The sequence below is a fragment of the Ruegeria sp. BC2 genome (genome assembly GCF_056539245.1).
Genome location: NZ_JBQFUQ010000002.1, coordinates 167,121 through 189,148 on the forward strand (window position 1 = coordinate 167,121; position 22,028 = coordinate 189,148).

At 63.9% G+C, this 22,028-nt stretch carries 24 protein-coding genes; 9 read left to right on the top strand and 15 right to left on the bottom strand.

Translation table 11 applies throughout. The annotated features are described in order from the left end of the window. The first annotated feature begins 36 nt into the window (after positions 1-36). Together ACR0CU_RS11130 and ACR0CU_RS11135 are read left to right on the top strand one after the other, a co-directional pair. Positions 37-879 (top strand): LOG family protein, encoded by an 843-nt coding sequence (locus ACR0CU_RS11130; protein ID WP_093964208.1) that lies wholly within the window; start codon positions 37-39, stop codon positions 877-879. A 3-nt stretch (positions 880-882) separates the two neighbouring features. After that, the gene (locus tag ACR0CU_RS11135; protein ID WP_170447631.1) at positions 883-1,989 is read left to right on the top strand and encodes a cystathionine gamma-lyase; all 1,107 of its coding nucleotides are present in this window, start codon (positions 883-885) and stop codon (positions 1,987-1,989) included. A 3-nt stretch (positions 1,990-1,992) separates the two neighbouring features. Here the strand turns inward: ACR0CU_RS11135 and ACR0CU_RS11140 are convergent, their stop codons facing one another. Beyond that, positions 1,993-2,376 carry a hypothetical protein gene (locus tag ACR0CU_RS11140; RefSeq protein WP_093964407.1) on the bottom strand — a complete coding sequence of 128 codons (384 nt, stop codon included), beginning with the start codon at positions 2,374-2,376 and terminating at the stop codon, positions 1,993-1,995. Between the two features lie 179 nt (positions 2,377-2,555). Between ACR0CU_RS11140 and ACR0CU_RS11145 the strand changes: the two genes are divergently transcribed. The 3 genes from ACR0CU_RS11145 to ACR0CU_RS11155 all read left to right on the top strand — a co-directional run bounded on the left by ACR0CU_RS11145 (position 2,556) and on the right by ACR0CU_RS11155 (position 5,590). Further along, entirely contained in the window at positions 2,556-3,485 is a 930-nt protein-coding gene (locus ACR0CU_RS11145) for a DnaJ C-terminal domain-containing protein (protein WP_170447629.1), read from the top strand. Then, on the top strand, positions 3,482-3,826 hold the full coding sequence (locus tag ACR0CU_RS11150) for a hypothetical protein (protein WP_093964205.1): 345 nt from the start codon (positions 3,482-3,484) through the stop codon (positions 3,824-3,826). The genes ACR0CU_RS11145 and ACR0CU_RS11150 overlap by 4 nt, the downstream gene beginning before the upstream one ends. Positions 3,827-3,910: 84 nt before the next feature. Continuing rightward, a complete protein-coding gene (locus ACR0CU_RS11155) occupies positions 3,911-5,590 on the top strand; it encodes a U32 family peptidase (RefSeq protein WP_170447627.1) in 1,680 nt (559 codons plus the stop codon). Here ACR0CU_RS11155 and ACR0CU_RS11160 read toward each other — a convergent pair. From ACR0CU_RS11160 to ACR0CU_RS11180, 5 genes are all read right to left on the bottom strand, one after another. Further along, positions 5,572-6,192 carry a cytochrome P460 family protein gene (locus ACR0CU_RS11160; RefSeq protein WP_170447625.1) on the bottom strand — a complete coding sequence of 207 codons (621 nt, stop codon included), beginning with the start codon at positions 6,190-6,192 and terminating at the stop codon, positions 5,572-5,574. The genes ACR0CU_RS11155 and ACR0CU_RS11160 overlap by 19 nt on opposite strands. Before the next feature lie 216 nt (positions 6,193-6,408). After that, entirely contained in the window at positions 6,409-7,596 is a 1,188-nt protein-coding gene (gene rlmN / locus ACR0CU_RS11165) for a dual-specificity RNA methyltransferase RlmN (protein ID WP_170364829.1), read from the bottom strand. Between the two features lie 89 nt (positions 7,597-7,685). Next, positions 7,686-8,063, bottom strand: a complete 378-nt coding sequence (locus tag ACR0CU_RS11170) for a lysozyme inhibitor LprI family protein (RefSeq protein WP_170370152.1) — start codon at positions 8,061-8,063, stop codon at positions 7,686-7,688. An 87-nt stretch (positions 8,064-8,150) separates the two neighbouring features. After that, positions 8,151-8,318 carry a hypothetical protein gene (locus tag ACR0CU_RS11175; protein ID WP_170342136.1) on the bottom strand — a complete coding sequence of 56 codons (168 nt, stop codon included), beginning with the start codon at positions 8,316-8,318 and terminating at the stop codon, positions 8,151-8,153. Between the two features lie 161 nt (positions 8,319-8,479). Continuing rightward, on the bottom strand, positions 8,480-9,013 hold the full coding sequence (locus tag ACR0CU_RS11180; protein WP_170342134.1) for an invasion associated locus B family protein: 534 nt from the start codon (positions 9,011-9,013) through the stop codon (positions 8,480-8,482). Between the two features lie 179 nt (positions 9,014-9,192). Between ACR0CU_RS11180 and ACR0CU_RS11185 the strand changes: the two genes are divergently transcribed. Beyond that, positions 9,193-10,191, top strand: a complete 999-nt coding sequence (locus ACR0CU_RS11185; RefSeq protein WP_170447623.1) for an asparaginase — start codon at positions 9,193-9,195, stop codon at positions 10,189-10,191. Between the two features lie 3 nt (positions 10,192-10,194). Here ACR0CU_RS11185 and ACR0CU_RS11190 read toward each other — a convergent pair whose 3' ends face one another. The 8 genes from ACR0CU_RS11190 to hutI all read right to left on the bottom strand — a co-directional run bounded on the left by ACR0CU_RS11190 (position 10,195) and on the right by hutI (position 17,525). After that, entirely contained in the window at positions 10,195-10,515 is a 321-nt protein-coding gene (locus ACR0CU_RS11190; protein ID WP_170447621.1) for a YciI family protein, read from the bottom strand. Positions 10,516-10,534: 19 nt separating this feature from the next. Then, complete coding sequence (locus tag ACR0CU_RS11195; protein ID WP_170341210.1) at positions 10,535-10,972, bottom strand: SRPBCC family protein; 438 nt, start codon at positions 10,970-10,972, stop codon at positions 10,535-10,537. Then, positions 10,960-11,289: an ArsR/SmtB family transcription factor gene (locus tag ACR0CU_RS11200; RefSeq protein ID WP_170406196.1), complete on the bottom strand. Its 330-nt coding sequence runs from the start codon at positions 11,287-11,289 to the stop codon at positions 10,960-10,962. Before ACR0CU_RS11200 ends, ACR0CU_RS11195 begins: the two co-directional genes overlap by 13 nt. Before the next feature lie 50 nt (positions 11,290-11,339). Continuing rightward, positions 11,340-12,218, bottom strand: coding sequence for a phosphoserine phosphatase SerB (gene serB, locus ACR0CU_RS11205; RefSeq protein WP_170370156.1), 879 nt, complete (start codon positions 12,216-12,218; stop codon positions 11,340-11,342). Positions 12,219-12,290: 72 nt separating this feature from the next. Next, entirely contained in the window at positions 12,291-13,973 is a 1,683-nt protein-coding gene (hutU, locus tag ACR0CU_RS11210) for a urocanate hydratase (RefSeq protein ID WP_480643050.1), read from the bottom strand. Continuing rightward, positions 13,970-14,785 (bottom strand): N-formylglutamate deformylase, encoded by an 816-nt coding sequence (hutG, locus tag ACR0CU_RS11215; protein WP_170447615.1) that lies wholly within the window; start codon positions 14,783-14,785, stop codon positions 13,970-13,972. The genes hutU and hutG overlap by 4 nt, the downstream gene beginning before the upstream one ends. Further along, positions 14,782-16,320 carry a histidine ammonia-lyase gene (gene hutH / locus ACR0CU_RS11220; RefSeq protein WP_170447612.1) on the bottom strand — a complete coding sequence of 513 codons (1,539 nt, stop codon included), beginning with the start codon at positions 16,318-16,320 and terminating at the stop codon, positions 14,782-14,784. Before hutH ends, hutG begins: the two co-directional genes overlap by 4 nt. Further along, on the bottom strand, positions 16,317-17,525 hold the full coding sequence (gene hutI / locus ACR0CU_RS11225) for an imidazolonepropionase (protein WP_170447610.1): 1,209 nt from the start codon (positions 17,523-17,525) through the stop codon (positions 16,317-16,319). Before hutI ends, hutH begins: the two co-directional genes overlap by 4 nt. Before the next feature lie 81 nt (positions 17,526-17,606). Between hutI and ACR0CU_RS11230 the strand changes: the two genes are divergently transcribed. The 3 genes from ACR0CU_RS11230 (at position 17,607) to ACR0CU_RS11240 (ending at position 21,296) form a co-directional block, all read left to right on the top strand. Beyond that, entirely contained in the window at positions 17,607-18,968 is a 1,362-nt protein-coding gene (locus tag ACR0CU_RS11230) for a formimidoylglutamate deiminase (RefSeq protein ID WP_170447608.1), read from the top strand. 28 nt (positions 18,969-18,996) lie between these two features. After that, complete coding sequence (locus ACR0CU_RS11235; RefSeq protein WP_170447606.1) at positions 18,997-19,701, top strand: GntR family transcriptional regulator; 705 nt, start codon at positions 18,997-18,999, stop codon at positions 19,699-19,701. A gap of 77 nt (positions 19,702-19,778) precedes the next feature. Beyond that, a complete protein-coding gene (locus tag ACR0CU_RS11240; protein ID WP_170447604.1) occupies positions 19,779-21,296 on the top strand; it encodes a malonate--CoA ligase in 1,518 nt (505 codons plus the stop codon). Here the strand turns inward: ACR0CU_RS11240 and ACR0CU_RS11245 are convergent, their stop codons facing one another. Then, positions 21,297-22,025, bottom strand: a complete 729-nt coding sequence (locus tag ACR0CU_RS11245; RefSeq protein WP_170447602.1) for a metallophosphoesterase — start codon at positions 22,023-22,025, stop codon at positions 21,297-21,299. Between the last annotated feature and the right edge of the window lie 3 nt (positions 22,026-22,028).

Below are 22,028 nucleotides of genomic sequence, written 5' to 3' on the forward strand. Positions count from 1 at the left end.
CTGTTTGAAAAACACGCAAGCAGGGAACCCCCAGCAATGAGAGAAGACCGCCTCAGCCCTTTCCGCGATGCGCATACCGACCGCTCGACCGCAAGCGAAGTCCCCGACACGCCGCAGACACGCTCGCCCTCGTACCGGCTGGCCTTTGCCGATGACGATTTCCTGTGCCGCGAGGAACTGCGGCCCGTGCGTCTGCAACTGGAACTGCTGAAGCCCGAAATGATCATGGCCGAACGCCAGATCACGTCGACCATCGTGATGTTCGGCGGCGCGCGAATCCCGGAACCGGCCAAAAAGGACAGCGCCCGGACGGCCACGTTGGCCGGTCTGTCGCAATACTATGACGAGGCGCGCGAATTCGCCCGGCTGATGACCGAGAAATCCAAGCAAAGCGGGTGCCGCGAGAACGTCATCGTCACCGGCGGTGGCCCCGGCGTGATGGAGGCCGGAAATCGCGGCGCCAAGGATGCCGGTGGCTGCTCGATCGGGCTGAACATCGTGCTGCCGCACGAGCAGGCGCCCAATGCCTATGTCACCCCTGAGCTGAGCTTCAATTTCCACTATTTCGCCATACGCAAGATGCATTTCCTGATGCGCGCCCGTGCGATCACCATCTTCCCCGGCGGATTCGGCACGATGGATGAGTTGTTCGAGTCCCTCACCCTGATCCAGACCGGCCGGATGGAGCGCGTGCCGTTCCTGCTGTTCGGGCGCGAGTTCTGGGAGCGGGTGATCAATTGGGAAGCGCTGGCCGATGCCGGGACCATTTCCGAAGAAGATCTGGACCTGTTCCGCTTTGTCGATACCGCGCAGGAGGCGGTCGACATCATCGAGCGCTGGGAGCCCGCCCCGCCGCGCGACGACATTCCGGGGCGCTGAGCGATGGCGCGCACCCCCAAGGCCGGTGAGATGCTGCATCTGCGCGGCAATGCCCTGAGCAAAGGCGAACCGGTGGCCCTGCCGCTGACCCAAAGCAGCATGTTCCACCTGCCCGGCGCGCCGGACGGGCACCCGACCTATGGCCGCGTGGACAACCCGACCTGGACCCAAGTCGAGCATGTGCTGGCGCATCTCGAAGGCGCACCCTGCCTGATCTTTCCGTCCGGCATGGGCGCGATTTCGGCGGCGTTGTTCGCCACCGTGCGGTCGGGGTCGCGCATCCTGATCCCGTCGGACGGGTATTATGTCACCCGCCTGCTGGCCGACCGGTTCCTCGCCCCGCTGGGCGTGTCGGTCGAAGCGCGCCCCACGACTGCATTTGCGCAGGGCGGGCTCGACGGGTTCGATGTTGTCTTCGTCGAAAGCCCGTCCAACCCCGGGCTCGACATGATCGACCTGGCGCAGGTGGCCCGCGACGTGCGCGCCGCGGGAGGCATCACCATCGCCGACAACACGACGCTGACCCCGCTGGGACAGCGCCCGCTGGACCTGGGCATCGACATCGTCGTCGCCTCGGACACCAAGGCGATGGGCGGGCATTCCGATCTGCTGATGGGCCATGTGGCCAGCCGCGATGCCCAGATCATGGAACGGATCGAGGAATGGCGTCGCGTCTCGGGCGCGATCCCAGGCCCGCACGAAGCCTGGCTGCTGCATCGCGGGCTGGAGACGCTGGACGTTCGGTTCGACCGCATGTGCAGCTCGGCGCAGGTTCTGGCCGAACGGCTGGCCGATCATCCGGCGGTCACGCAGATCCGCTATCCCGGCCTGCCGACGGACCCATCGCACGATCTGGCCCGCGAACAGACCGCACGGTTCGGTTTTCTGCTGACGATCACGCTGGCCTCGGAAGACCAGGCCGAACGGTTCATAAATGGCTGCCCGCTGTTGCGCCCGGCCACGTCCTTTGGTGGCGTGCACAGCTCGGCCGAGCGGCGCGCGCGCTGGGGGGATCAGGTCGATCCCGGTTTCGTGCGTCTGTCGGTCGGGTGTGAACCGGTGGACGAGCTGTGGCAGGCTCTGAACGACAGCCTAAATGCGCTGGCCTGAGCCTTATTTCTTGGGCTCGCGCAGTTCGGTGAAGACGTAGATCGGCAGCAGAACCCCGGCGATCAAGGCGCCCAGCCACACCAGAAGCGTCGCCGCCAGCAGGTTCGAGATACCGCCCACGGTCAGCCCTGCAGCGACCAGATCGGTGATCAACAGACCCACGAAGGTGACCACCAGCGCGATGCCGCCCTTCAGCGCCGGCACGTTCTTTTCCCCGATCTTCAGGATCAATGGCTCGGCCACGACCTGAACCAGGGTGAACACGATCACCACCACGATGAAGGACACCGGCTTGATCGAAAAGCCGGTCAGCAACAGGCTGGCCAACAACAGACCGATGGCATTGCCCGCCAACAGGGCCAGGGCCGACTTGATTCTGCGTGACATGCGTTTGACTCCATCCGCAACAGTTCGAAACATGCGGATATTATCAGGATGCCGGAATTTTTCGAGAAAATTCAATCTTCTCGGTATTCGGTCCTGTTGAAATTCCATGACACGACACAATCTGAAAGGTTAACTGCCAACAACATCCACTGGCGCAACCCATCAGAAACGAGAGATATATGAGCGACAATCCATATTCGGTGTTGGGCGTCTCGAAAGACGCCAGTGCCGCCGAAATCAAGAAAGCCTACCGGCGCATCGCCAAGGACTGCCACCCGGACCTCAAACCCGGGGACGCCAAGGCCGAGGCCAAGTTCAAGGCCGCCGCCGCAGCCTATGACCTGCTGAAGGACCCCGAAACCCGGGCAAAATTCGATCGGGGCGAGATCGACGCCTCGGGCCAGGAGCGCCCGCAGCAGCAATACTACCGCGAATATGCGGAAACCGCGGGCAACCCCTATCGCGCGGGTGGCGGGGTTGAGGACGACGACATGTCCGATATCTTTGCCCAGTTCTTCGGCAACCGTGGCAACGGAGGCTTCAACGGGGGGCGTGCGCGCGAGTTTCATGCGCCCGGTCACAACGTGAACTACAGCCTGCAGATCAGCTTCCTGGACGCGGTCTTTGGTGCCACGCAAAAGTTGACCCTGCCCAATGGCGACCGGATCGAGGTGAAGATCCCCGCCGGCATCACCGACGGCCAGACCATCCGCCTGCGTGGCAAGGGCGCGCCGGGCTATGGCGAGGGGCCGCCGGGCGACGCGCTGGTCACGATCCGCGTGGCCGAACACCCGGTGTTCAAGCGCGAGGGCGACGACATCCGCATCACCCTGTCGATCACCATCGACGAGGCCGTTCTGGGCGGCAAGGTCCCCGCGCCCACGATCGACGGCCGCGTGAACGTGACCGTGCCCGAGGGCACCAGCAGCGGCAAGACCCTGCGCCTGCGCGGCAAGGGCGTCAGGAAACGCGGCTCGGACAAACGCGGCGACCAGCTGATCGAGCTGAGCGTGGTGATGCCCGACAAGATCGACGACGAACTGAAGCAGTTCATGCAGAACTGGCGCAAGTCACACAGCTATGACCCGCGGAAAGGAATGCCGGCATGACCCGTTCTCTGACCGAAGCCGAACTGATCGAAGCCGTCCAGAACCTGACGTCCGAGCGGTTGTCCCGATTCCTGTCCGCCCGGATCGTGATCCCGCGCCAGTCCGACCAGGGGCTGGTCTACGAGCGGCTGGACATGGCGCGCCTGCAACTGGCCTGCGAGCTGGACGACCAGTACGAGATGGAGCCCGACGCCCTGTCGATGGTGCTGTCGCTGATCGACCAGATGCACGGCCTGCGAGCCGAACTGCGCGAGGTGCTGCGCGCCATCGACGCCCAACCCGACCCGGTGCGCAGCCAACTGGTCGAACGGATCGGAACAGCGCGGTTCCGCCGCAGCTAGGGCCTGCGTGCAAGGCGGGTTTGCCCTTCTGGACTCGGTGGTTTTGCCTTAGAAGGCGCCATCGATTCAGAACCGGGTGCTGCGATGACACGGACCAAGTCGGAACTGCTGATGCCTGCGGGCAATCTGCGCAAGCTGAAACTGGCCATCCTGTACGGGGCGGATGCGGTGTATCTGGGCACGCCCGACATGTCCCTGCGCACCAAGTCCGAGTTTTCGCTGGACGAGGTGATTGAAGGGGTCGAGTTCTGCCACGCGCATGGCCGCCGCGCCTATCTGACGCTGAACCTGTTTTCGCACAACAAGGACATCCCCAAGCTGGACGAATACATCGACACCGTGCGCAAGGTACGGCCCGACGGGTTGATCATCGCGGACCCCGGCGTGTTCCAGTATGTGCGCGACCGCGCGCCCAAACTGCCGCTGCATATCTCGACCCAGGCCAATATCTGTTCGTGGCTGTCGGTGAAGTTCTGGCAGGATCAGGGGGCCGAACTGGTGGTGCTGGCGCGCGAGGTCTCGTACCCCGAACTGGTGGAAATCCGCGAGAAATGCCCCGACATCCGGCTCGAGGCTTTCGTGCACGGCGCCATGTGCATGACCTATTCGGGCCGCTGCCTGCTGTCGAATTTCATGGCGGAACGTGGCGCCAACCAGGGCAACTGCGCCAATTCCTGCCGCTGGAACTATGCGCTGAAGCTGCGGCTCAAGGACGGCACCCATCAGGAACTGCGGATCACCGAGGAAAACGCCGACCTGTTCGAATTCCTGCTGGAAGAAGGCTGCCGCCCGGGTGAACTGATGCCGATCGAAGAGGATGATCGCGGCTCGTACATCCTCAATTCGCGCGATCTGTGCATCATGCCCAAGCTGGACGAATATCTGAAGATCGGTGTCGACAGCCTCAAGGTCGAGGGGCGCGGCAAGTCGGAACATTATGCCGCCATCGTCGCGCGCGCCTATCGCATGGCCATAGACGACTACTATGCCGACCCCGAGAACTGGGACCCGAAGCCGTATATGCGAGAGTTGGAGACCGTGGGAAACCGCGGCTACACGCTGGCCTTTCACGAAGGGCGGCTGACCAATTACGCGCATGATTACGAGCACACCGCGACCATCGCCCAGTGGGAATATGCCGGACTGGTGACCGACGTGACCGAGGATGCCTTCCTGGTCGAGGTGAAGAACAAGCTTGAACCCGGCGACGTGCTGGATTTCGTCTCGCCCATCTCGCGCGAGACGGTCCTGCTGCGCGTCTACGAATTTGAACGCGCCAGCGACGGCGCCAAGCTGGACGTGGTGCATGGCAGCACGAAAACCGTGATCCGCCTGCCGTTTTCCCTGTTCGATCACGAAGACCCCGACGACCTGCGCGCCCGTTTCCCGGTATATTCGGTCCTGCGCAAGGAGCGCGCTCTGACCGACGAACATTGGAGCCGCATCCGTTTTGACAAGCTGGTGCAGGGCTTGGAAACCTCGGGGCGCGACAATCCCGCCGCCTATGCCCGCCGCCGGGACGAGCTGGTGGAGAAGATCGGTCAGGACGGCACCGCGCGCCGGTTCAAGACCAACCGCGTGGGCACCGAGGGCTGTTGCGGCAAGGGGTGCAACGGCTGCCTGATCTTCTGGCAGGATGACAGATACGCCCTGGCGCGCGAGGTTCTGTCGAAACGCAAGCAGGGTGAACAGCTCAGCCGGCGCGAGGCCGCCGCCCTGAAACTGCCCGGTGACGCGGCCCGCGATCAGTTGCCGACGCGGTAATCCTCGGGCACGAAGAACGTATAGTCGCGGTCAGCCACCGCTTCGTGGCAGTCATGGCAATAGGCAACCGCCCCCGCGCGATCCCCCATCGTGTCACCGAACAGAGACCCGTCGGGCATCACCATGACATAGCGCCAGTCGGCGGTGTCGGGGCTGGTGCCTTCGGGCAGTTTCTCCATCACGAACAGGGCGCCGGGATGCACCCGGCCCTCATCCGTGACGGTCATGCTGTCCTTGGCCAGAACCGAGCCCACGGGCAGCTTTTCCCCCGGTTGCAAGGTGCCGTAATTGTGGGCTATCCGGTTGGCATAGCTGTTGACGTAGCGCTGCCCATGCGTGGCCGACAGGTACGGCGCGTCGTTGAACAACGGCCAGTTCTGATAGTTCATCAGTTGATCCAGATGCGCGGTGGCATAGCCGCGATCCATCTGTTTCCTGAGGGCGCGATAGTGCTGCCGCGCGTCCTCTTTGCTCAGGTCCGCCGGATTCTCGATCGCCAGATGCGCCTCAGTCTCGTTGGATTGCGCCCATGCAATGGCGGCGCCCGATGCCACCAATACGGCGGTCATGCAGATCGTGGACAGGTTCGTCAGTGCGTTCATGTATTGGCCCACCCTGTTCCAGGCTTGCCTGAATTCCGCAGATTTCCCCGACAAATTTGAGCGGACTGGACGAAACGCACCAGAACCGGACTGTCCAACTCACCGTCTTGTGCGCAGATTTTACGTGCGCGCAACCGCGCACCTCTCATGCCTCAAGACTACCAAATTCAGCCGTAGAATTACAGACCATTTGCCCGCGAACCCGCGGGCATCGGATCAACCTTTCAGCCCGGCCTCGGCCTCGATCTGGCGGCGCGACTTGCGGGCGCGCTCGGTGGCTGATTTCAACTGACCGCAGGCGGCCATGATGTCCTCGCCCCGCGTCTTGCGGATGGGCGAGGCGTACCCGGCCTGATAGATGATGTTGGCAAAGGCCCGGATCCGGTTGTTCGAGCTGCGCTTGTAGGGCGCGCCGGGCCACTCGTTGAACGGGATCAGGTTGATCTTGGCCGGAATGTTGTGGCGTTTGATGTGGTCGATCAGGCGATGCGCGTCCTCGTCGCTGTCGTTTACGCCGTCCAGCATCACGTATTCAAAGGTGATCCGCTCGGAATTCGATGCGTTGGGATAGCTGGCCAGCGCCTGCAGCAGTTCCTCGATGTTCCAACGCTTGTTGATCGGGACCAGAACGTCGCGCACCTCGTCCGTGGTGGCGTGGAACGAGATCGCCAGCAGGCAGCCGATCTCTTCCGCCGTGCGGGCGATCTCGGGCACCACACCCGAGGTCGACAGGGTGATCCGCCGGCGCGACAGAGAAATGCCCTCGGGGTCCATCGCGATCTTCATCGCGTCGCGGACGTTTTCGAAATTGTACAGCGGCTCGCCCATGCCCATCAGCACGATGTTCGACAGCAGGCGCGTCTCGTTCTTGGGCGCGCCCGGGGTCGGCCATTCGTCCAGATCGTCACGCGCCATCATCACCTGACCGATGATCTCGGCCGCAGTCAGGTTGCGCACCAGCTTCTGCGTTCCGGTGTGGCAGAACGAACAGGTCAGCGTGCAGCCCACCTGCGAGGAGATGCACAGCGTGCCGCGATCCTCTTCGGGGATGTAGACGACCTCGACCTCGTGCCCTCCGGCAATGCGCACCAGGTACTTGCGAGTACCATCCTCCGAGACCTGGCGGGTAACCACCTCCGGGATTTCGATCACGAAATTCTCGGCCAGCTGCGCGCGATAGGCCTTGGCCAGATTGGTCATCTGGTCAAAGTCGCGCACGCCCCATTGATAGATCCACTGCCAGATCTGGTTCACCCGCATTTTGGCCTGCTTTTCAGGCGTTCCATGTTCGATCAGAACCTCGCGCAGCCGGTCGCGGGTCAGACCGACAAGGTTGATCGTTCCCTCGGGCAATTTGCGGGGAATGGTCATGACATCCTGGGTGATCGGCGCTTTGGCGGACATGGCGGTTCTCGGGCGTTCTGGCTTGGGATGCGCCTCTATATAGGAACGCCGCCAAAGATCAAAAGGATTCGTGAGAACCTGTCCGGACGTCAGTCGAGGAACCGCAACAGTTCGGTGACACGGGCCCGCCCCAACTCGACCCGGCACGAGGTGATCGCAATGCCCGTTCCGGATCCACCACCAAAAGACGCGCCAACTGCTTCGCACTGCGCATCGCGATAAGTCTTCCAGGCCTCTTGAGAAGTTTCAAGCGCTGGCAAAGCAACAGCCCGACCCGTCACTTCGTCCAGTTCCTTCGCCGCATCGACTGCGAACCCAAACGCCGCGACCAAAGCGGCCTCGACATTGGTCTCGGCCCGACCGACGCATGTCCCGATCTCGACCTGAGATCCGGCATCGGTACATTCCAGCGCCGGGTCTGCAAATGCCGATACCGGAAGAAGAATTGCTGCCCAAACCCAACGCATGTCCGTCTCCTCGCCTGTCTACCCATGGTTTCAGACAGAGCTTAGCACAGTGGTCAGGCTTGGGCACGTTTTAGGTGCAGCGAGCGATCACACCCCGGCTGGCGGGATGTAGCAGTCCTCGGCATCCAGTGTCTTGACCGGATCATTCGGGCCGCATTGCTCGCCCGTGACCGGATAGGTTTCGGTGGATTTCTCGCACGCGCTCAGAGTTGCCGCTGCAACAATCAGAACCGCAATAAGGGGTTTGGTCGACATGTCTGGACTCCTTCTTCGTTGTCTGAACCGATTGGTTCAGAAATCGAGTCCGTCAACCTTGATGCGGATCAAGTTTTGATACCGACGTTGCGTAAACGGATGCACAAAAACGCAAAACCCCGCCATTTTGGCGGGGCATGAGATCTGGACGGGTTGGGCAGTTACTTGGTGCAGCGCTTCTCGGCGTCTTCGATGGCTGCGGTAAAGCCCAGCAACGAGAACGTGTCCTTGGTCTGGGTCCCGCGTTCGGACCGTGCGGTCAACACGGCCTCGGTCCCGCGCTTCATCGCCGTGACGATCTTGGCATCATCCGCGGCGCTGGCGGGCCACGCCCACTCGCCCTCGGTGAACAGTTCGAACTCGGACCCGTCGATTTCCAGATTCACCGTGGACCCGGGGGCGAATGGGTAGCCTCCGGTGAATGTCACCTGGCCTTTGACCTCGGCGTTGGGGCGATAGAACACGAACAGCAAAATGTCGCTGCGACGCACCGATACCACACGGCCACCGCGGGTATTCACGGTCTCCTTGGGCGCGGATACGCTCCAGCACTCGGTCGGATCGTCTTCGACGAACACGCTCCAATCAGTCTGAGCGGACACACGGTTCGTACTGGTCGCCTGCTGGGCGATCGCTGTCGTGGCCATCCCTGCCACACAAAGGCCCGCGCATACGCGGGCGAGCATTGTTTTCATTCGTTCAGCCTCCTGGCTCGACCCACACCTCAACTCCATCCCGGAAGGCCGCGAACCCTGACGGTCCGTCTGTTGCAGTTGCGCATCCGGATGATTGCCGACATACACACACTAACGCAGGTTTCGCCACAGGCGAAAGGGCGATTGGCAGAATTTTGCGCACATTCCGGAGGGACGACATGACGCAGCCAGTACCGATGACCGAACTGTGGCGCGGACCGCTGTTGGAGAGCCTTCATCTGGGCAATGCGGTGATCTGCGACGACAGCGGTCAGATCGTGCGCAGCTGGGGCGATCCGAACGCGGAGATCTATCCGCGGTCGTCAGCCAAGATGATCCAGGCGCTGCCGCTGATCACCTCGGGCGCGGCGGCCAAATACGGGCTGGGCTCCGAGCATCTGGCGCTGGCCTGCGCCTCGCACAACGGCGCAGCGATCCATACCGAGCGCGTGACCGCCTGGCTGGATCACCTGGGCCTGTCCGAGCCCGATCTGCGCTGCGGCCCGCAGGAGCCGGCCGACATGGCCGCGCGCGACGGCCTGATCCTGGCCGACGACACCCCCTGCCAGATCCACAACAACTGCTCGGGCAAGCATTGCGGGTTCCTGACCCTGGCCCGGCACATGGGCGCAGGCCCGGATTATATCGAGATCGACCACCCCGTGCAGCAGGCCTGCCTGTCGGCTTTCGAAGAGACCACGGGCGAGGACAGCCCCTGTTACGGAATCGACGGTTGCTCGGCGCCCAATTTCGCCACTTCGCTGGTCGGGCTGGCGCGGTCGATGGCGTGGTTTGCCTCGGCCGGCGACCGGTCGGACCGGGCCAGCGACGCGGCCCTGCAATTGACCCGGGCGATGGTCTCCCACCCCGAGCTGGTGGCGGGCGAAACCCGCGCCTGCACCGAACTGATGCGGGCGATGAACGGCCGTGCCGCGATCAAGACCGGGGCCGAGGCCGTGTTCGTCGCGATCATCCCGGAAAAGAAGATGGGTGTGGCGCTGAAGATCACCGATGGCGCCACCCGCGCCAGCGAGTGTGCCATCGCCGCCATTCTCGTCAGCCTCGGCGTGCTCGAGGCCGATCACCCGGCCACGCGCAAATTCATGAACGCCACGCAATACAGCCGCCGCGGGCTGGAATGCGGCGTGATCCGCCCCGCGCCGGGTTTCCCCGGCTGAGGGTCACATCTCGATCTCGTGGATCTCGGCCACCTCGACCGAGCCCGAGCCGTTGACCACCATGGGGCAGCCCTTGGCCATCTCGGTGGCGGCTTCGACGCTGTCGGCCTTAACCACTGTAAAGCCCGAGGCCGGGTTCGGCCCGCCATTGCCGGCCACGCCATCGGCGCTGACGGTATGGGACTGGCCCACCGGGTTGCCGGGGATTTCCAGCGCCGGCCCTATGTTCTGGAACCACGCGCCCCAGGCGGCCATGGTGGCTTCGATCTCGGCCGGGTCGGTCGGCGTGGTGCCGCCGTGATAGACAAACAGGTACTGAGGCATTTTCTGGTCTCCCTTTTGGTCAGACGGGGTTGGCAAGCCGGGCTTCCAGCTTGCGCAGCGACGAAGTCCAGCCGCTTTCATGATTGGCCGAGACGTCGTCATCGCCCAGATCGCGGTGATCCAGGATCAGGCGCGCTCCGGTGTCGGTCGGCTCGACCGCCAGCTTCACATGGCTCTCGGCGCCGCGCTGGTCCTGGTCGTCATGCCAGCCCCAGGTGAACCCGACCGAGTTCGGTGGGTCCACATGGGTCACATGCCCGGACACCTTGAAACGCTGCCCCTCGCGATTGACCATGACCGAATACCACGGACCTAGGCGCGAGAAATCCAGATCGTGCTCCGGCACCTCGACCCCTTCGGGCCCCCACCACTGCAACAATCTGGTTCCGTCGCTGATCCAGGCGAACAGGGTTTCGGCGCTGACCGGAAAGTCACGCACCAGCTTCAGGTCGGCCATGAGGAGTCCTCCTGCAGAATGTCGCCCAGGCGGTTCAGGCTGGCCTCCCAGAACTGGCGTTTCGAGATGGTCCATTCGGCAATCGCCCGCAGCCCCTCGGGGCGGATCGAATAGATGCGCTGGGTACCGTTGACGCGCTGATTCACCAGCCCGGCCTGCCGCAGAACCTTCAGGTGCCGGGAAATGGCCGCGCCGGACATGCCCTTGCCCTGGGCTAGGTCTCCGGCAGGCAGTTCGCCGTGATCCATCAGTTGTTCAACGATCGTGAATCGGGTCGGGTCGGACAGGGCCGAAAAGGCATCGAGCAGCGTGTTCATAGCTATTGATTAACACGAATGTTAAACAATGGGAACCCGAAACCGTCGGATCAGCCCCGCGCAAAGTCCGATCGGGCATATCCCTGCAGGTACAGCAGCGCGGTCAGGTCTCCATGGTTGATGCGCACGTCGCATTGCGCGGCGACCGAGGGCTTGGCGTGCAGGGCCACGCCTGTTCCGGCGCGCTCCAGCATGCCCAGGTCATTCGCCCCGTCGCCCACGGCGATCACTTCGGCCTCGGAAATACCCAGCCGGGCCGATATCTGCTCCAGCGCCTCGACCTTGGCCTGACGGCCCAGGATCGGGCGCTGCACGTCACCGGTCAGCTTGCCGTCCTCCGCCAGTAGCGTGTTGGCGCGGTTCTCGTCAAAACCCAGCAGCTCGGCCACGCGGGCCGTGAACGCCGTGAACCCGCCCGAGACCAGCGCGGCATAGCCACCATTGGCCCGCATCGTCGCCACCAGTTCGCGGCCGCCCGGCATCAGGGTGATGCGCTGGTTCAGCACCCGGTCGATCACCGACACGTCCAGCCCCTTCAGCAGGCCCACCCGCTCGGTCAGCGCGCCTTCGAAATCCAGCTCGCCATTCATGGCGCGGGCGGTGATGTCCTTGACCCGCTCACCTACCCCGGCCTCGTCGGCCAGTTCGTCGATGCATTCCTGCTGGATCATCGTGCTGTCCATATCGGCCAGCAGCATCTTCTTGCGGCGGCCCTCGGCCGGCTGCACCACCAGATCGACGCCCAATTTCTGCAGGTCGGCCCAGACATCCCAACGGTTGGCCGGAACCGCCGGCAGGGCAAATTCGGCCGCCTCGTCGGGGCTCAGCCACTGGATGTCGCCCCCGCCCCAGGCATTGCGCAGCGAGTCGATCAGCGCCCCGTCCAGCGACGGCGTCTTGGGGTTGGTCAACAGGGTGGCAACGTACATCTTGATCCTCCGGCAGCCTGCCCTGCGCATATCGCAGGTGCAGCATTTCCGCCAGAGGCCAATTCCGCGCCGCTAGCCCAGAATGCCCGGCAGGCGCAGCCCGTGTTCGCGGGCGCAGTCCTTGGCGATGTCATACCCCGCATCCGCATGACGCCACACGCCCGAGGCCGGGTCGTTCCACAACACCCGCTCCAGCCGCCGCGCGGCGTCCTCGGTGCCGTCGGCGCAGATCACCACGCCCGCATGCTGGCTGAAGCCCATGCCGACCCCGCCGCCGTGATGCAACGACACCCAGGTCGCGCCGCTGGCGGTGTTGATCAACGCGTTCAGCAGCGGCCAGTCCGACACGGCGTCGGAGCCGTCCAGCATCGCCTCGGTCTCGCGGTTGGGGCTGGCGACCGAGCCGCTGTCCAGATGATCCCGGCCGATGACGACCGGTGCGCTCAGTTCTCCGTTCGCGACCATCTGGTTGAAGGCCAGTCCGGCCCGGTGCCGATCGCCCAGCCCGATCCAGCAAATCCGCGCGGGCAGGCCCTGAAACGCGATCCGATCCTGCGCCATATCCAGCCAACGATGCAGATGCTCGTTCTCGGGGAACAGCTCCTTCATCTTGGCGTCGGTCTTGTAGATATCCTCGGGGTCGCCCGACAGCGCGCACCAGCGGAACGGGCCGATGCCTCGGCAGAACAGCGGGCGGATATAGGCCGGGACGAAGCCGGGAAAGGCAAAGGCGTTCTCAAGCCCCTCGTCCTGCGCGACCTGACGGATGTTGTTGCCATAGTCCAGCGTCGGCACGCCCGCGTTCCAGAAATCGACCATCGCCGCGACATGCTGCTTCATCGAGGCGCGCGCGGCCTTTTCCACTAATTTAGAGTCTGTTTCCCGCTTTTCGCGCCACTGCGCCAGGGTCCAGCCCAAGGGCAGATACCCGTTGATCGGGTCATGGGCGCTGGTCTGGTCGGTTACGATGTCGGGGCGCATCCCGCCGGCGGCCATGCGGCGGTAGATCTCGGGAAAGATCTCGGCCGCATTGCCCAGCAAACCCACGGACTTCGCCTCGCCCGCCTTGGCCCAGCGGTCGATCATGGCGAGCGCCTCGTCCAGAGTTTCGGCCTTTTCATCCAGGTATTTGGTGCGCAGCCGGAAATCGATGCTGTCGGGGTTGCATTCCACCGCCAGACAGCAGGCCCCGGCGAAGACTGCCGCCAGAGGCTGTGCTCCGCCCATGCCGCCCAGCCCCCCGGTCAGGATCCATCGGCCGGTCAGGTCGCCGCCATAGTGCTGGCGCCCGGCCTCGGCGAAGGTTTCATAGGTGCCCTGAACGATGCCCTGCGTACCGATATAGATCCACGACCCGGCCGTCATCTGGCCGTACATCATCAGGCCCTTCCGATCCAATTCGTTGAAATGGTCCCAGGTCGCCCAATGCGGCACGAGGTTGGAATTGGCGATCAGAACCCGCGGCGCGTCCTTGTGCGTGCGGATGATCGCCACCGGCTTGCCGGACTGTACGATCAGGGTCTCGTCGGACTCGAGATCCTTCAAACTGGCAACAATAGTGTCGAAATCCTTCCAGGTTCGGGCCGCGCGGCCAATACCGCCATAGACCACCAATTCGTGCGGGTTTTCAGCCACGTCGGGGTGCAGGTTGTTCATCAGCATCCGCAACGGGGCCTCGGTCAACCAGCTTTTGGCATTCAGGTCCGGCCCGGTCGGCGGAAAGACGTCACGGGTGTTCTTGCGCGGGTCACTCATTTCGGGGCTCCTTTTTCGGCCAGCGCGCCCGACAGGGCCAGGGCGCGCAGGCGGTCAAGCATCTCTTGCAGGTGTGGGCGCAGGCGTTCGGCCCGGTCCGCGCGCCAAGTCCAAGGCGGGGTCTCGTCCATATAGGCGCGTTGGGCGATCTCCATCTGGATCGCATGTATGCCCGTGTCCGGACGGCCATAGTGCCGGGTGGTCCAGCCACCCTTGAACCGGCCGTTCAGCACTGCGGTACAGCCCGACGCCCGGGCCACGGCATCCACCGCCTGCGCGACCTCGGGTGCGCAGGTGGTGCCGTCATTGGTGCCCGTGTTGAACACCGGCAACTCTCCGTCGAACAGGAAGGGGATCAGGGACCGGATCGAGTGGCAGTCGAACAGGATCGCCACGCCATGCCTGGCCCGCACCCGCTCCAATTCTTCCTGCAACGCGGCGTGGTAGGGGGCGTGGAACTTCTCGCGCCTCTCCTCGATTTCATCTTCCGACGGCTCCTGCCCTTCCAGCCAGATGGGTTGCCCGTCGAAATCGGTCAGCGGCACCAGGGTCGTCGTGTTCTGCCCCGGATAGAGCGACTGACCTGCAGGGTCACGATTGGCGTCGATCACATAGCGGTGCACGCGGGACTGAACCACCGTCGCATCGCCCAATAGCCCTTTATAGAGCCTATTTATGTGCCAATCCGTGTCCGCCAACGCCCGGCCGGTCTGGTTCAGGCGCGCATGGATCTCCTCGGGCACGAAGGTTCCGCCATGCGGTTGGCCCAGCACGATCGGGCCCTGCCCCCGCTGCACCTCGACCACGGTCATGCCGTCACCTCCGGCAGCGGTACGCCCAGCGCCTCCAGCATCGCGCCGCTGGCCACAAGATCCTTGGCCTGCTCCAGTTCCGGGGCCAGGTACCGGTCCTCCGCCAAAGGCGGGATATCGGCGCGCAGCCGCGCAATCACCCGCTGCAAGGGCGCGCTGGTGACCAGCGGGGCGCGGAACTCGACGCCTTGGGCGGCGCAGAGCAGTTCGATCCCTAGAATGTGGTTCAGGTTTTCCACCATGCGCGTCAGACGCCGCGCCCCGTGGGCGGCCATCGAGACGTGATCTTCCTGGTTGGCCGAGGTGGGCGTGCTGTCGGTGACGCAGGGGTTGGCCAGATGCTTGTTCTCGCTCATCAGCGCGGCGGTCGTGACCTCGGCGATCATGAAGCCGGAATTCAGACCCGGATCGGGGGTCAGGAATGGCGGCAGATCGAAGCTGAGCGTCGGATCCACCATCAGTGCGATCCGGCGTTGCGCGATGGCCCCGATCTCGGACAGGGCCAGCGCGATCATGTCGGCGGCAAATCCCACCGGTTCGGCGTGAAAATTGCCGCCCGAAACGATCATGTCGGGATCGGACAGCACCAGCGGGTTGTCAGTGGCCGCGTTGGCCTCGGTCTGCAGGGTGGCGGCAGCCTGCCGGATCACGTCCATCGCGGCACCGGTGACCTGCGGCTGGCAGCGAATGCAATACGGATCCTGCACGCGGCTGTCGCCCTCGCGATGGCTTTCGCGTATTTCCGACCCCTGCAACACGGCCCGCATGGCGCTGGCGGCCTCGATCTGGCCGCGATGACCGCGCAGGGCATGGATCTCGGGTTGCAGCGGCGCGGTGGAGCCCATGATGGCATCGGTCGATACGGCCGAAACGACGAGCGCGTTCTGCGCCGCGCGCCAGCCCTCGAACAGGCCCGCCAAGGCGTAGGCCGTCGAAAACTGGGTGCCGTTGATGAAGGCCAGCCCCTCTTTCGGCCCCAGCTGAACAGGCTCTAATCCGGCCTTTTTCAAGGCTTGTGCGCCTGGCATGACCGTACCGTTCAGCTCGGCTTCGCCTTCGCCGATGATCACCGCCGTCATGTGCGCCAGCGGCGCCAGATCGCCCGAGGCCCCCACCGAGCCCTGCGCGGGGATCACCGGCGTCACGCCACGGGCCAGCATCTGCTGCAGCAGGTCCACCAGCACCCACCGCACCCCAGATGCGCCGCGCCCGAAAGACAACAGTTTGAGCGCCATCATCAGGCGCGCCAGCCGCCGGGGCACAGCCGGGCCGACCCCGCAGCAATGGCTGAGGATCAGGTTGCGCTGCAGCGCCGAGGTGTCCTTGGCCGCGATCTTGAGGCTGGCCAGCTTGCCGAAACCGGTATTCACGCCATAGACGGGCTGGTCACCGGCGGCGGCCTCGGCGATGCGGGCGGCGGCGGCCTCGAAAGCCGGGCGACAGCCCTGATCCAGAACCACCGGCGTTTCGTTCCAGTAGATCTCCGCCAGTTGGGCCAGCGAGACCAGCCCCGGAACCAATGTCAGAGCGCTCATGCCTCCCCTCCGAAAATGCGTGCGTGCAGCGGGTTGAACCCGATCCGGTAGGCCAGCTCGGCCGGGTGAGAGACGTCCCAAACGGCCAGATCCGCCCGCTGGCCCGGCGCGATCGTGTCGACATCGGTCAATCCAAGCGCGCGGGCAGCATTGCGGGTGACCCCGGCCAGCGCCTCGGCCGGGGTCATGCCAAACAGGGTGCAGCCCATGTTCATCGTCAGCAGCAGCGACGTCAGCGGCGAGGACCCCGGGTTGCAATCGGTGGCCAGGGCCATCGGCACCCCGGCCTTGCGGAAAAGGTCGATCGGTGGGACCTGCGTTTCCCGCAACGTGTAGAACGCGCCGGGCAGCAGAACCGCGGTCGTTCCGGCCTCGGCCATGGCAGCCACGCCGGCCGCGTCCACGTATTCGAGGTGATCGGCCGACAGGGCGCCGTAGGACGCGGCCAGCCGGGCCCCGCCCAGGTTCGACAATTGCTCGGCATGCAGTTTGACCGGAAGCCCCAGGTCACGCGCGGCATCGAACACCCGCGCGACCTGAGCCGTATCGAAGGCGATTCCCTCGCAGAACCCGTCGACCGCGTCGACCAGCCCCTCGGCATGGGCCGCGCGCAGGGTTGGGATGCAGACCGTGTCGATATAGGCGTCCGCGCGCCCGGTGAATTCGGGCGGGACCGCATGCGCGCCCAGAAAGCTGGTCCGAACCCGCACCGGGCGCTGTTTTGCAATTTCCCGGGCCGCGCGCAACATGCGCAGCTCGGTGTCCTGATCCAGTCCGTAACCGGACTTGATTTCAATGCAGGTCACACCCTCGGCCAACAGCGCGTCTATGCGAGGCAGCGCCTCTTCGATCAGGTTCTGAATACTGGCGGCGCGTGTGGCGGTGACCGTCGACAAAATTCCCCCGCCGGCGCGCGCGATCTCCTCGTAGGTTGCCCCGTTCAGCCGCAATTCGAACTCAACCGCCCGGTTGCCCCCGAAAATCGCATGCGTGTGCGGATCGATCAGGCCCGGAGTGATCAACCGATCTGCGAAATCGACGATCGGCCAGTCGGCGTGATCCGGCGGCAGATCTCGGTGCGGCCCGACCCATTGGATCCGGCCCGACGAAACAGCAATCGCCGCGTCTTCGACCAAGCCATAGGACGCAACCCCATCCGCCATGGTTGCGATCCGCCGACAACAAATCACCGAATTTCTGGTCATCGCGATTCTTTTGGACTCCCCTCGGGTTTCAATTTTTCGTATACGTGTAAAAAATTAAAGTCTACACAAAAAGAAGCACTGATGCCGATCCATGCCAAAACCGCCTTGTTAGGCTCTGACTGGGTTTCGGACCTGAGGGTCGAAACTGCGAATGGCGTCATCACCGGATTGGAGACCGGTGCGCGTCCGCAGTCGGCCGACACCTGCGTTGATGTCCTGCTGCCAGCCTTGTCGAACCTGCATAGCCACGCGTTTCAGCGCGCCATGGCAGGTATGACCGAGTTTCGCGCAGCCGGGCGGGAAAGCTTCTGGTCCTGGCGAAATCTGATGTACCGCTTTCTGGACAGGTTGACGCCCGAGCAGATGGAGGCCATCGCTGCGCTGGTGTTCCTTGAGATGCAGGAGGCCGGATATGCCGCGGTCGGGGAATTCCACTATGTGCATCACCAGCCCGGCGGCGCGCCCTACGACCAGCTTTCCGAGCTGAGCCAGCGTATCTTCGCAGCAGCTTTGCGGACGGGAATCGGTCTGACCCATTTGCCGGTTCTCTATTCCTACGGCGGCGTCCGGCAAGAGCCCCTGTCTGGCGGCCAGTTGCGGTTCGGCAATGACGTGGACCGGTTCATGGACCTGTATCACGAGTGCCGGTCGGCTGCCGCAGATCTTGCCGCGGACACGGTGGTCGGCATCGCGCCGCACTCGTTGCGCGCCACCTCACCCACGGACTTGGCCCTGCTGATGGCGCAGGTTCCGGAGGGTCCGGTTCACATCCATATCGCCGAACAGGTGAAAGAGGTCGAGGACGTGCAATCCGCTTTGGGCCAACGCCCGGTCGCCTGGCTTCTGGACAATGCCCAGATCGACTCACGCTGGTGTCTGATCCATGCCACCCAGATGAACGACGCCGAAACACGCGCTCTGGCGCGTTCGGAGGCCGTGGCCGGCCTGTGTCCGATCACAGAAGCCAACCTGGGCGACGGGATCTTCAACGGAGTGCCCTACCTTGACGCTGGAGGACGGTTCGGTGTCGGGTCAGACTCCAACTTGCGGATTTCTCTGCCAGAGGAGTTGCGCAGTCTGGAATATTCCCAGCGCCTTCGCGACCGATCCCGCGCGGTTCTGGCGGCAGCCAACGGTTCCGTAGGACATGCGTTGTACACCGGCGCGGCACAAGGCGGGGCGCAGGCTCTGGGCCGCAATGCCGGAGAGATCGCGGTCGGCAAACTGGCCGACCTGGTGGCGCTTGACCGGTCGCACCCAACGCTTTGCGCGCTGGCGGATCATCAGCTTCTGGACGGCTTGTGCTTTGCCGCACCCGATGGTCTGGTAACGGATCTGTGGTCGGCAGGCCGTCATATGGTGCGGGATGGCAGGCATATTGCGCGCGAGACGATAATCAGAGACTACAAAGCCGCGATTGCAGACCTGTTGACCGACGTCTGAACCGGCAAAGAACTGAGTTGAGATCAAGATGACCCAGACCGCTGACACGACCGGCTACAAGGAAATCAAGCAGACTGTGCTTGACCGCATCCGCTCGGGCCAGTGGCTGCCAGACATGTTGCTGCCCAACGAGCAGGACCTTGCGGTCGAATTTTCCTGCACGCGTACCACCGTCAATCGGGCATTGCGCGAACTGGCCGAGGAAGGATTTCTGGAACGTCGCCGCAAGGCCGGTACCCGGGTGCTGAGCGCGCCGCAGAGACAGGCCCGGTTCACCATCCCGTTGGTCCGGGAAGAGGTCGAGGCTCTGGGCGGCACCTACCGCTATGCACTTGTTTCAGCCCAAGCCGAACAGGCGCCCGAATGGCTGGCCGCGCGGCTGGCGCTGGGTTCGGATCAGCGGGTGATGCATGTGCGGTGCATGCATTTTTCGAACAACACCCCGTTTCAGTTCGAGGATCGCTGGATCGTTACGGCCAGCGTTCCGGCTGTCGAACAGGCTGATTTCTCGACGCTGGGACCCAATGAATGGCTGATTCAGACGGTCCCCTTCACCAATGTCGAGCTGTCTTTTCTGGCAAGCCGCGCCGATGCCGAACTGGCCGGATTTCTGGACGTAACGGTTGGCGAGCCGGTCTTTACCGCGGAACGTATCACCTGGTTGCAAGGCAGCCCAGTTACCTTCGCCAAGATGTATTTCGCGGCCGGTTACCGGATGACCACCCGGTTCTGAGGCTGTCCGGGCCTTTACCGCGGCCCGATTCCGGTACAGGTTCGCCTTGACCGAGCAACGGCAACACGGAGAACGGGATGAGCAACCCGCTATACGATCGACTTTTTGGCATTCACGCGGGTAAGACAACGCCGTTCCTGCATCTGCCGGACGGACGCGTTCTCTCACATGCCGATTTCCTGGACATGGCGGCCCGGATCGCCAACGCTTTGACGGCCTGCGGACTGGAACCGGATGACCGCGTTGCGGTGCAGGTCGCGAAATCGCCCGAGGCGCTGGCGCTTTATGCAGCCTGCGTTCAGGCCGGGCTGATATTTCTGCCGCTGAACACCGCCTACACGACAGACGAGCTGCGGTATTTCATCGAAAACAGCGGTGCTCGGATGGTTGTCGCGGATGCCAATTCACAAGCCGATATCGAGCCGATTGCCCAAGCGCAGAATGCAATGCTCGAAACCCTGAACGCGGACGGTTCCGGCAGCCTGATGCGGCGCGCACTTGGGATGTTGCCAGCCTTCGAACCCGCGCATAGGACCGAGGATGACCTCGCAGCTTTCCTTTACACATCGGGCACCACCGGGCGGTCCAAGGGTGCCATGCTGACGCAGGCGAACCTGCTGTCGAATGCCGAAACGCTGGTGCAGGAGTGGCGCTTCACCGCGGACGACGTGTTGCTGCACGCGCTGCCGATCTTTCACACCCACGGCCTGTTCGTGGCCACCAATGTCATGCTGTCGGCCGGTGGATCGATGATCTTTCTACCGGGCTTCGATCTGGACGACATCCTGCGCCTGATGCCCAAGGCCACCTCGATGATGGGGGTGCCGACCTTCTACACCCGGCTTCTGGACGACGACCGGTTCACCGGAGATCTGACCCGGCACATGCGGCTGTTCATTTCCGGCTCGGCGCCGCTGCTGGCCGAAACCCACACGCGGTTCGAGCAACGCACCGGCCACCGCATCCTTGAACGCTATGGCATGACCGAGACCAACATGAACACCTCGAACCCCTATGACGGCGAACGTCGGGCCGGAACCGTGGGCTTTTCGCTGCCGGGGGTCGAGTTGAAGATCACCGACCCCGAAACGGGCGATCCGCTGCCGCAGGGCGAGATCGGCATGATCGAGGTGCGCGGCCCGAACGTGTTCAAGGGTTATTGGCAGATGCCCGAGAAAACCGCCGCCGAACTGCGCGAGGACGGGTTCTTCATCACCGGTGATCTGGGCCGCATCGACGCGGACGGCTATGTGCATATCGTTGGGCGCGGCAAAGACCTGATCATCTCGGGCGGCTACAACATCTATCCCAAGGAAGTCGAGCTGGTTCTGGATGACCAGCCCGGCGTGCTGGAAAGCGCGGTGATCGGCGTACCGCACCCGGATTTCGGGGAGACCGTGCTGGGCATCCTGGTACCCGAGGCCGGCGCGGCGCCGGATCTGGATGCGATCATGGAGGCGGTGAGCCAGAGCCTTGCCCGTTTCAAACATCCCCGCAGGCTGATCCTGCTGGACGAACTGCCGCGCAATACGATGGGCAAGGTGCAGAAAAACGCCCTCCGCGAGGCCTACAAGAACATGTTCGCGGGCGGCTGATCAGGGGCGCAGCGGCACGCGTCCGGCTTCGGTCAGCAGCCAGCAGTCGCGCCGCTCGAACACGGCAACCCCGGTTTGGCGGCCATAGCCCGCGCCGCTGTCCAGGTTGATGCGGTTCCCGTAGTGGGTAGGGCGGTCCACCACCGTGTGGCCATGCACGATCAGCTTGGGGTGCGGGGTTTCGCAGGCGTGAAAACTCTGACGGATCCAGACCAGATCGTCCTCGGCCTGCGCGCCTAGCGGCACGCCCGGCCGGATGCCGGCGTGGACAAAGGCAATCTCGGGGGTCTGATGCATCCGCACCAGGTCGCGTAGAAAAGCCCTGTGCGCGACCGGCACTGCCGCAACGGCCGCGCGATGCACATCCTGCAGCCGGGTGCGGTCTTCGAACTCGACGCCATAGCTGCGCAGGGTTTCGGTGCCGCCCAGCCGCTCGTGCAGCCAGTGGTAGCCGACCAGAAGATGCGGATCATGGCGCGGCTCATCCTGCAGGAACCACGCGAACATCCGGTCATGGTTGCCCAGTAGCGTGACCCAGTTCCGCCCGGCGTCGCGCCCGGCAATCAGCCGGTCCAGCAGGCCCTTGCTGTCGGGGCCGCGATCGACGTAGTCGCCCAGAAACACGATCCGCGCCTCGCGCCCGCCATCCTGCTCGATCAGCGACAGGGCGCGGTCGAACTCAGCCGTCTGGCCGTGCAGATCTCCGATGGCGTAGATGGGCGCGGTCATGTC

What these genes read in the sequence shown, in the direction of transcription:
- ACR0CU_RS11160 (WP_170447625.1), bottom strand. Translation starts at nt 6,192, where the DNA reads ATGAACGCACTGACGAACCTGTCCACGATCTGCATGACCGCCGTATTG.
- rlmN (WP_170364829.1), bottom strand. Translation starts at nt 7,596, where the DNA reads ATGTCCGCCAAAGCGCCGATCACCCAGGATGTCATGACCATTCCCCGC.
- ACR0CU_RS11150 (WP_093964205.1), top strand. Translation starts at nt 3,482, where the DNA reads ATGACCCGTTCTCTGACCGAAGCCGAACTGATCGAAGCCGTCCAGAAC.
- ACR0CU_RS11175 (WP_170342136.1), bottom strand. Translation starts at nt 8,318, where the DNA reads ATGTCGACCAAACCCCTTATTGCGGTTCTGATTGTTGCAGCGGCAACT.
- ACR0CU_RS11145 (WP_170447629.1), top strand. Translation starts at nt 2,556, where the DNA reads ATGAGCGACAATCCATATTCGGTGTTGGGCGTCTCGAAAGACGCCAGT.
- ACR0CU_RS11230 (WP_170447608.1), top strand. Translation starts at nt 17,607, where the DNA reads ATGCCGATCCATGCCAAAACCGCCTTGTTAGGCTCTGACTGGGTTTCG.
- ACR0CU_RS11245 (WP_170447602.1), bottom strand. Translation starts at nt 22,025, where the DNA reads ATGACCGCGCCCATCTACGCCATCGGAGATCTGCACGGCCAGACGGCT.
- hutI (WP_170447610.1), bottom strand. Translation starts at nt 17,525, where the DNA reads ATGACCAGAAATTCGGTGATTTGTTGTCGGCGGATCGCAACCATGGCG.
- ACR0CU_RS11235 (WP_170447606.1), top strand. Translation starts at nt 18,997, where the DNA reads ATGACCCAGACCGCTGACACGACCGGCTACAAGGAAATCAAGCAGACT.
- ACR0CU_RS11135 (WP_170447631.1), top strand. Translation starts at nt 883, where the DNA reads ATGGCGCGCACCCCCAAGGCCGGTGAGATGCTGCATCTGCGCGGCAAT.
- ACR0CU_RS11200 (WP_170406196.1), bottom strand. Translation starts at nt 11,289, where the DNA reads ATGAACACGCTGCTCGATGCCTTTTCGGCCCTGTCCGACCCGACCCGA.
- hutU (WP_480643050.1), bottom strand. Translation starts at nt 13,973, where the DNA reads ATGAGTGACCCGCGCAAGAACACCCGTGACGTCTTTCCGCCGACCGGG.
- ACR0CU_RS11195 (WP_170341210.1), bottom strand. Translation starts at nt 10,972, where the DNA reads ATGGCCGACCTGAAGCTGGTGCGTGACTTTCCGGTCAGCGCCGAAACC.
- hutG (WP_170447615.1), bottom strand. Translation starts at nt 14,785, where the DNA reads ATGACCGTGGTCGAGGTGCAGCGGGGGCAGGGCCCGATCGTGCTGGGC.
- ACR0CU_RS11140 (WP_093964407.1), bottom strand. Translation starts at nt 2,376, where the DNA reads ATGTCACGCAGAATCAAGTCGGCCCTGGCCCTGTTGGCGGGCAATGCC.
- serB (WP_170370156.1), bottom strand. Translation starts at nt 12,218, where the DNA reads ATGTACGTTGCCACCCTGTTGACCAACCCCAAGACGCCGTCGCTGGAC.
- ACR0CU_RS11130 (WP_093964208.1), top strand. Translation starts at nt 37, where the DNA reads ATGAGAGAAGACCGCCTCAGCCCTTTCCGCGATGCGCATACCGACCGC.
- ACR0CU_RS11155 (WP_170447627.1), top strand. Translation starts at nt 3,911, where the DNA reads ATGACACGGACCAAGTCGGAACTGCTGATGCCTGCGGGCAATCTGCGC.
- ACR0CU_RS11240 (WP_170447604.1), top strand. Translation starts at nt 19,779, where the DNA reads ATGAGCAACCCGCTATACGATCGACTTTTTGGCATTCACGCGGGTAAG.
- ACR0CU_RS11180 (WP_170342134.1), bottom strand. Translation starts at nt 9,013, where the DNA reads ATGAAAACAATGCTCGCCCGCGTATGCGCGGGCCTTTGTGTGGCAGGG.
- hutH (WP_170447612.1), bottom strand. Translation starts at nt 16,320, where the DNA reads ATGAGCGCTCTGACATTGGTTCCGGGGCTGGTCTCGCTGGCCCAACTG.
- ACR0CU_RS11190 (WP_170447621.1), bottom strand. Translation starts at nt 10,515, where the DNA reads ATGCCTCAGTACCTGTTTGTCTATCACGGCGGCACCACGCCGACCGAC.
- ACR0CU_RS11185 (WP_170447623.1), top strand. Translation starts at nt 9,193, where the DNA reads ATGACGCAGCCAGTACCGATGACCGAACTGTGGCGCGGACCGCTGTTG.
- ACR0CU_RS11170 (WP_170370152.1), bottom strand. Translation starts at nt 8,063, where the DNA reads ATGCGTTGGGTTTGGGCAGCAATTCTTCTTCCGGTATCGGCATTTGCA.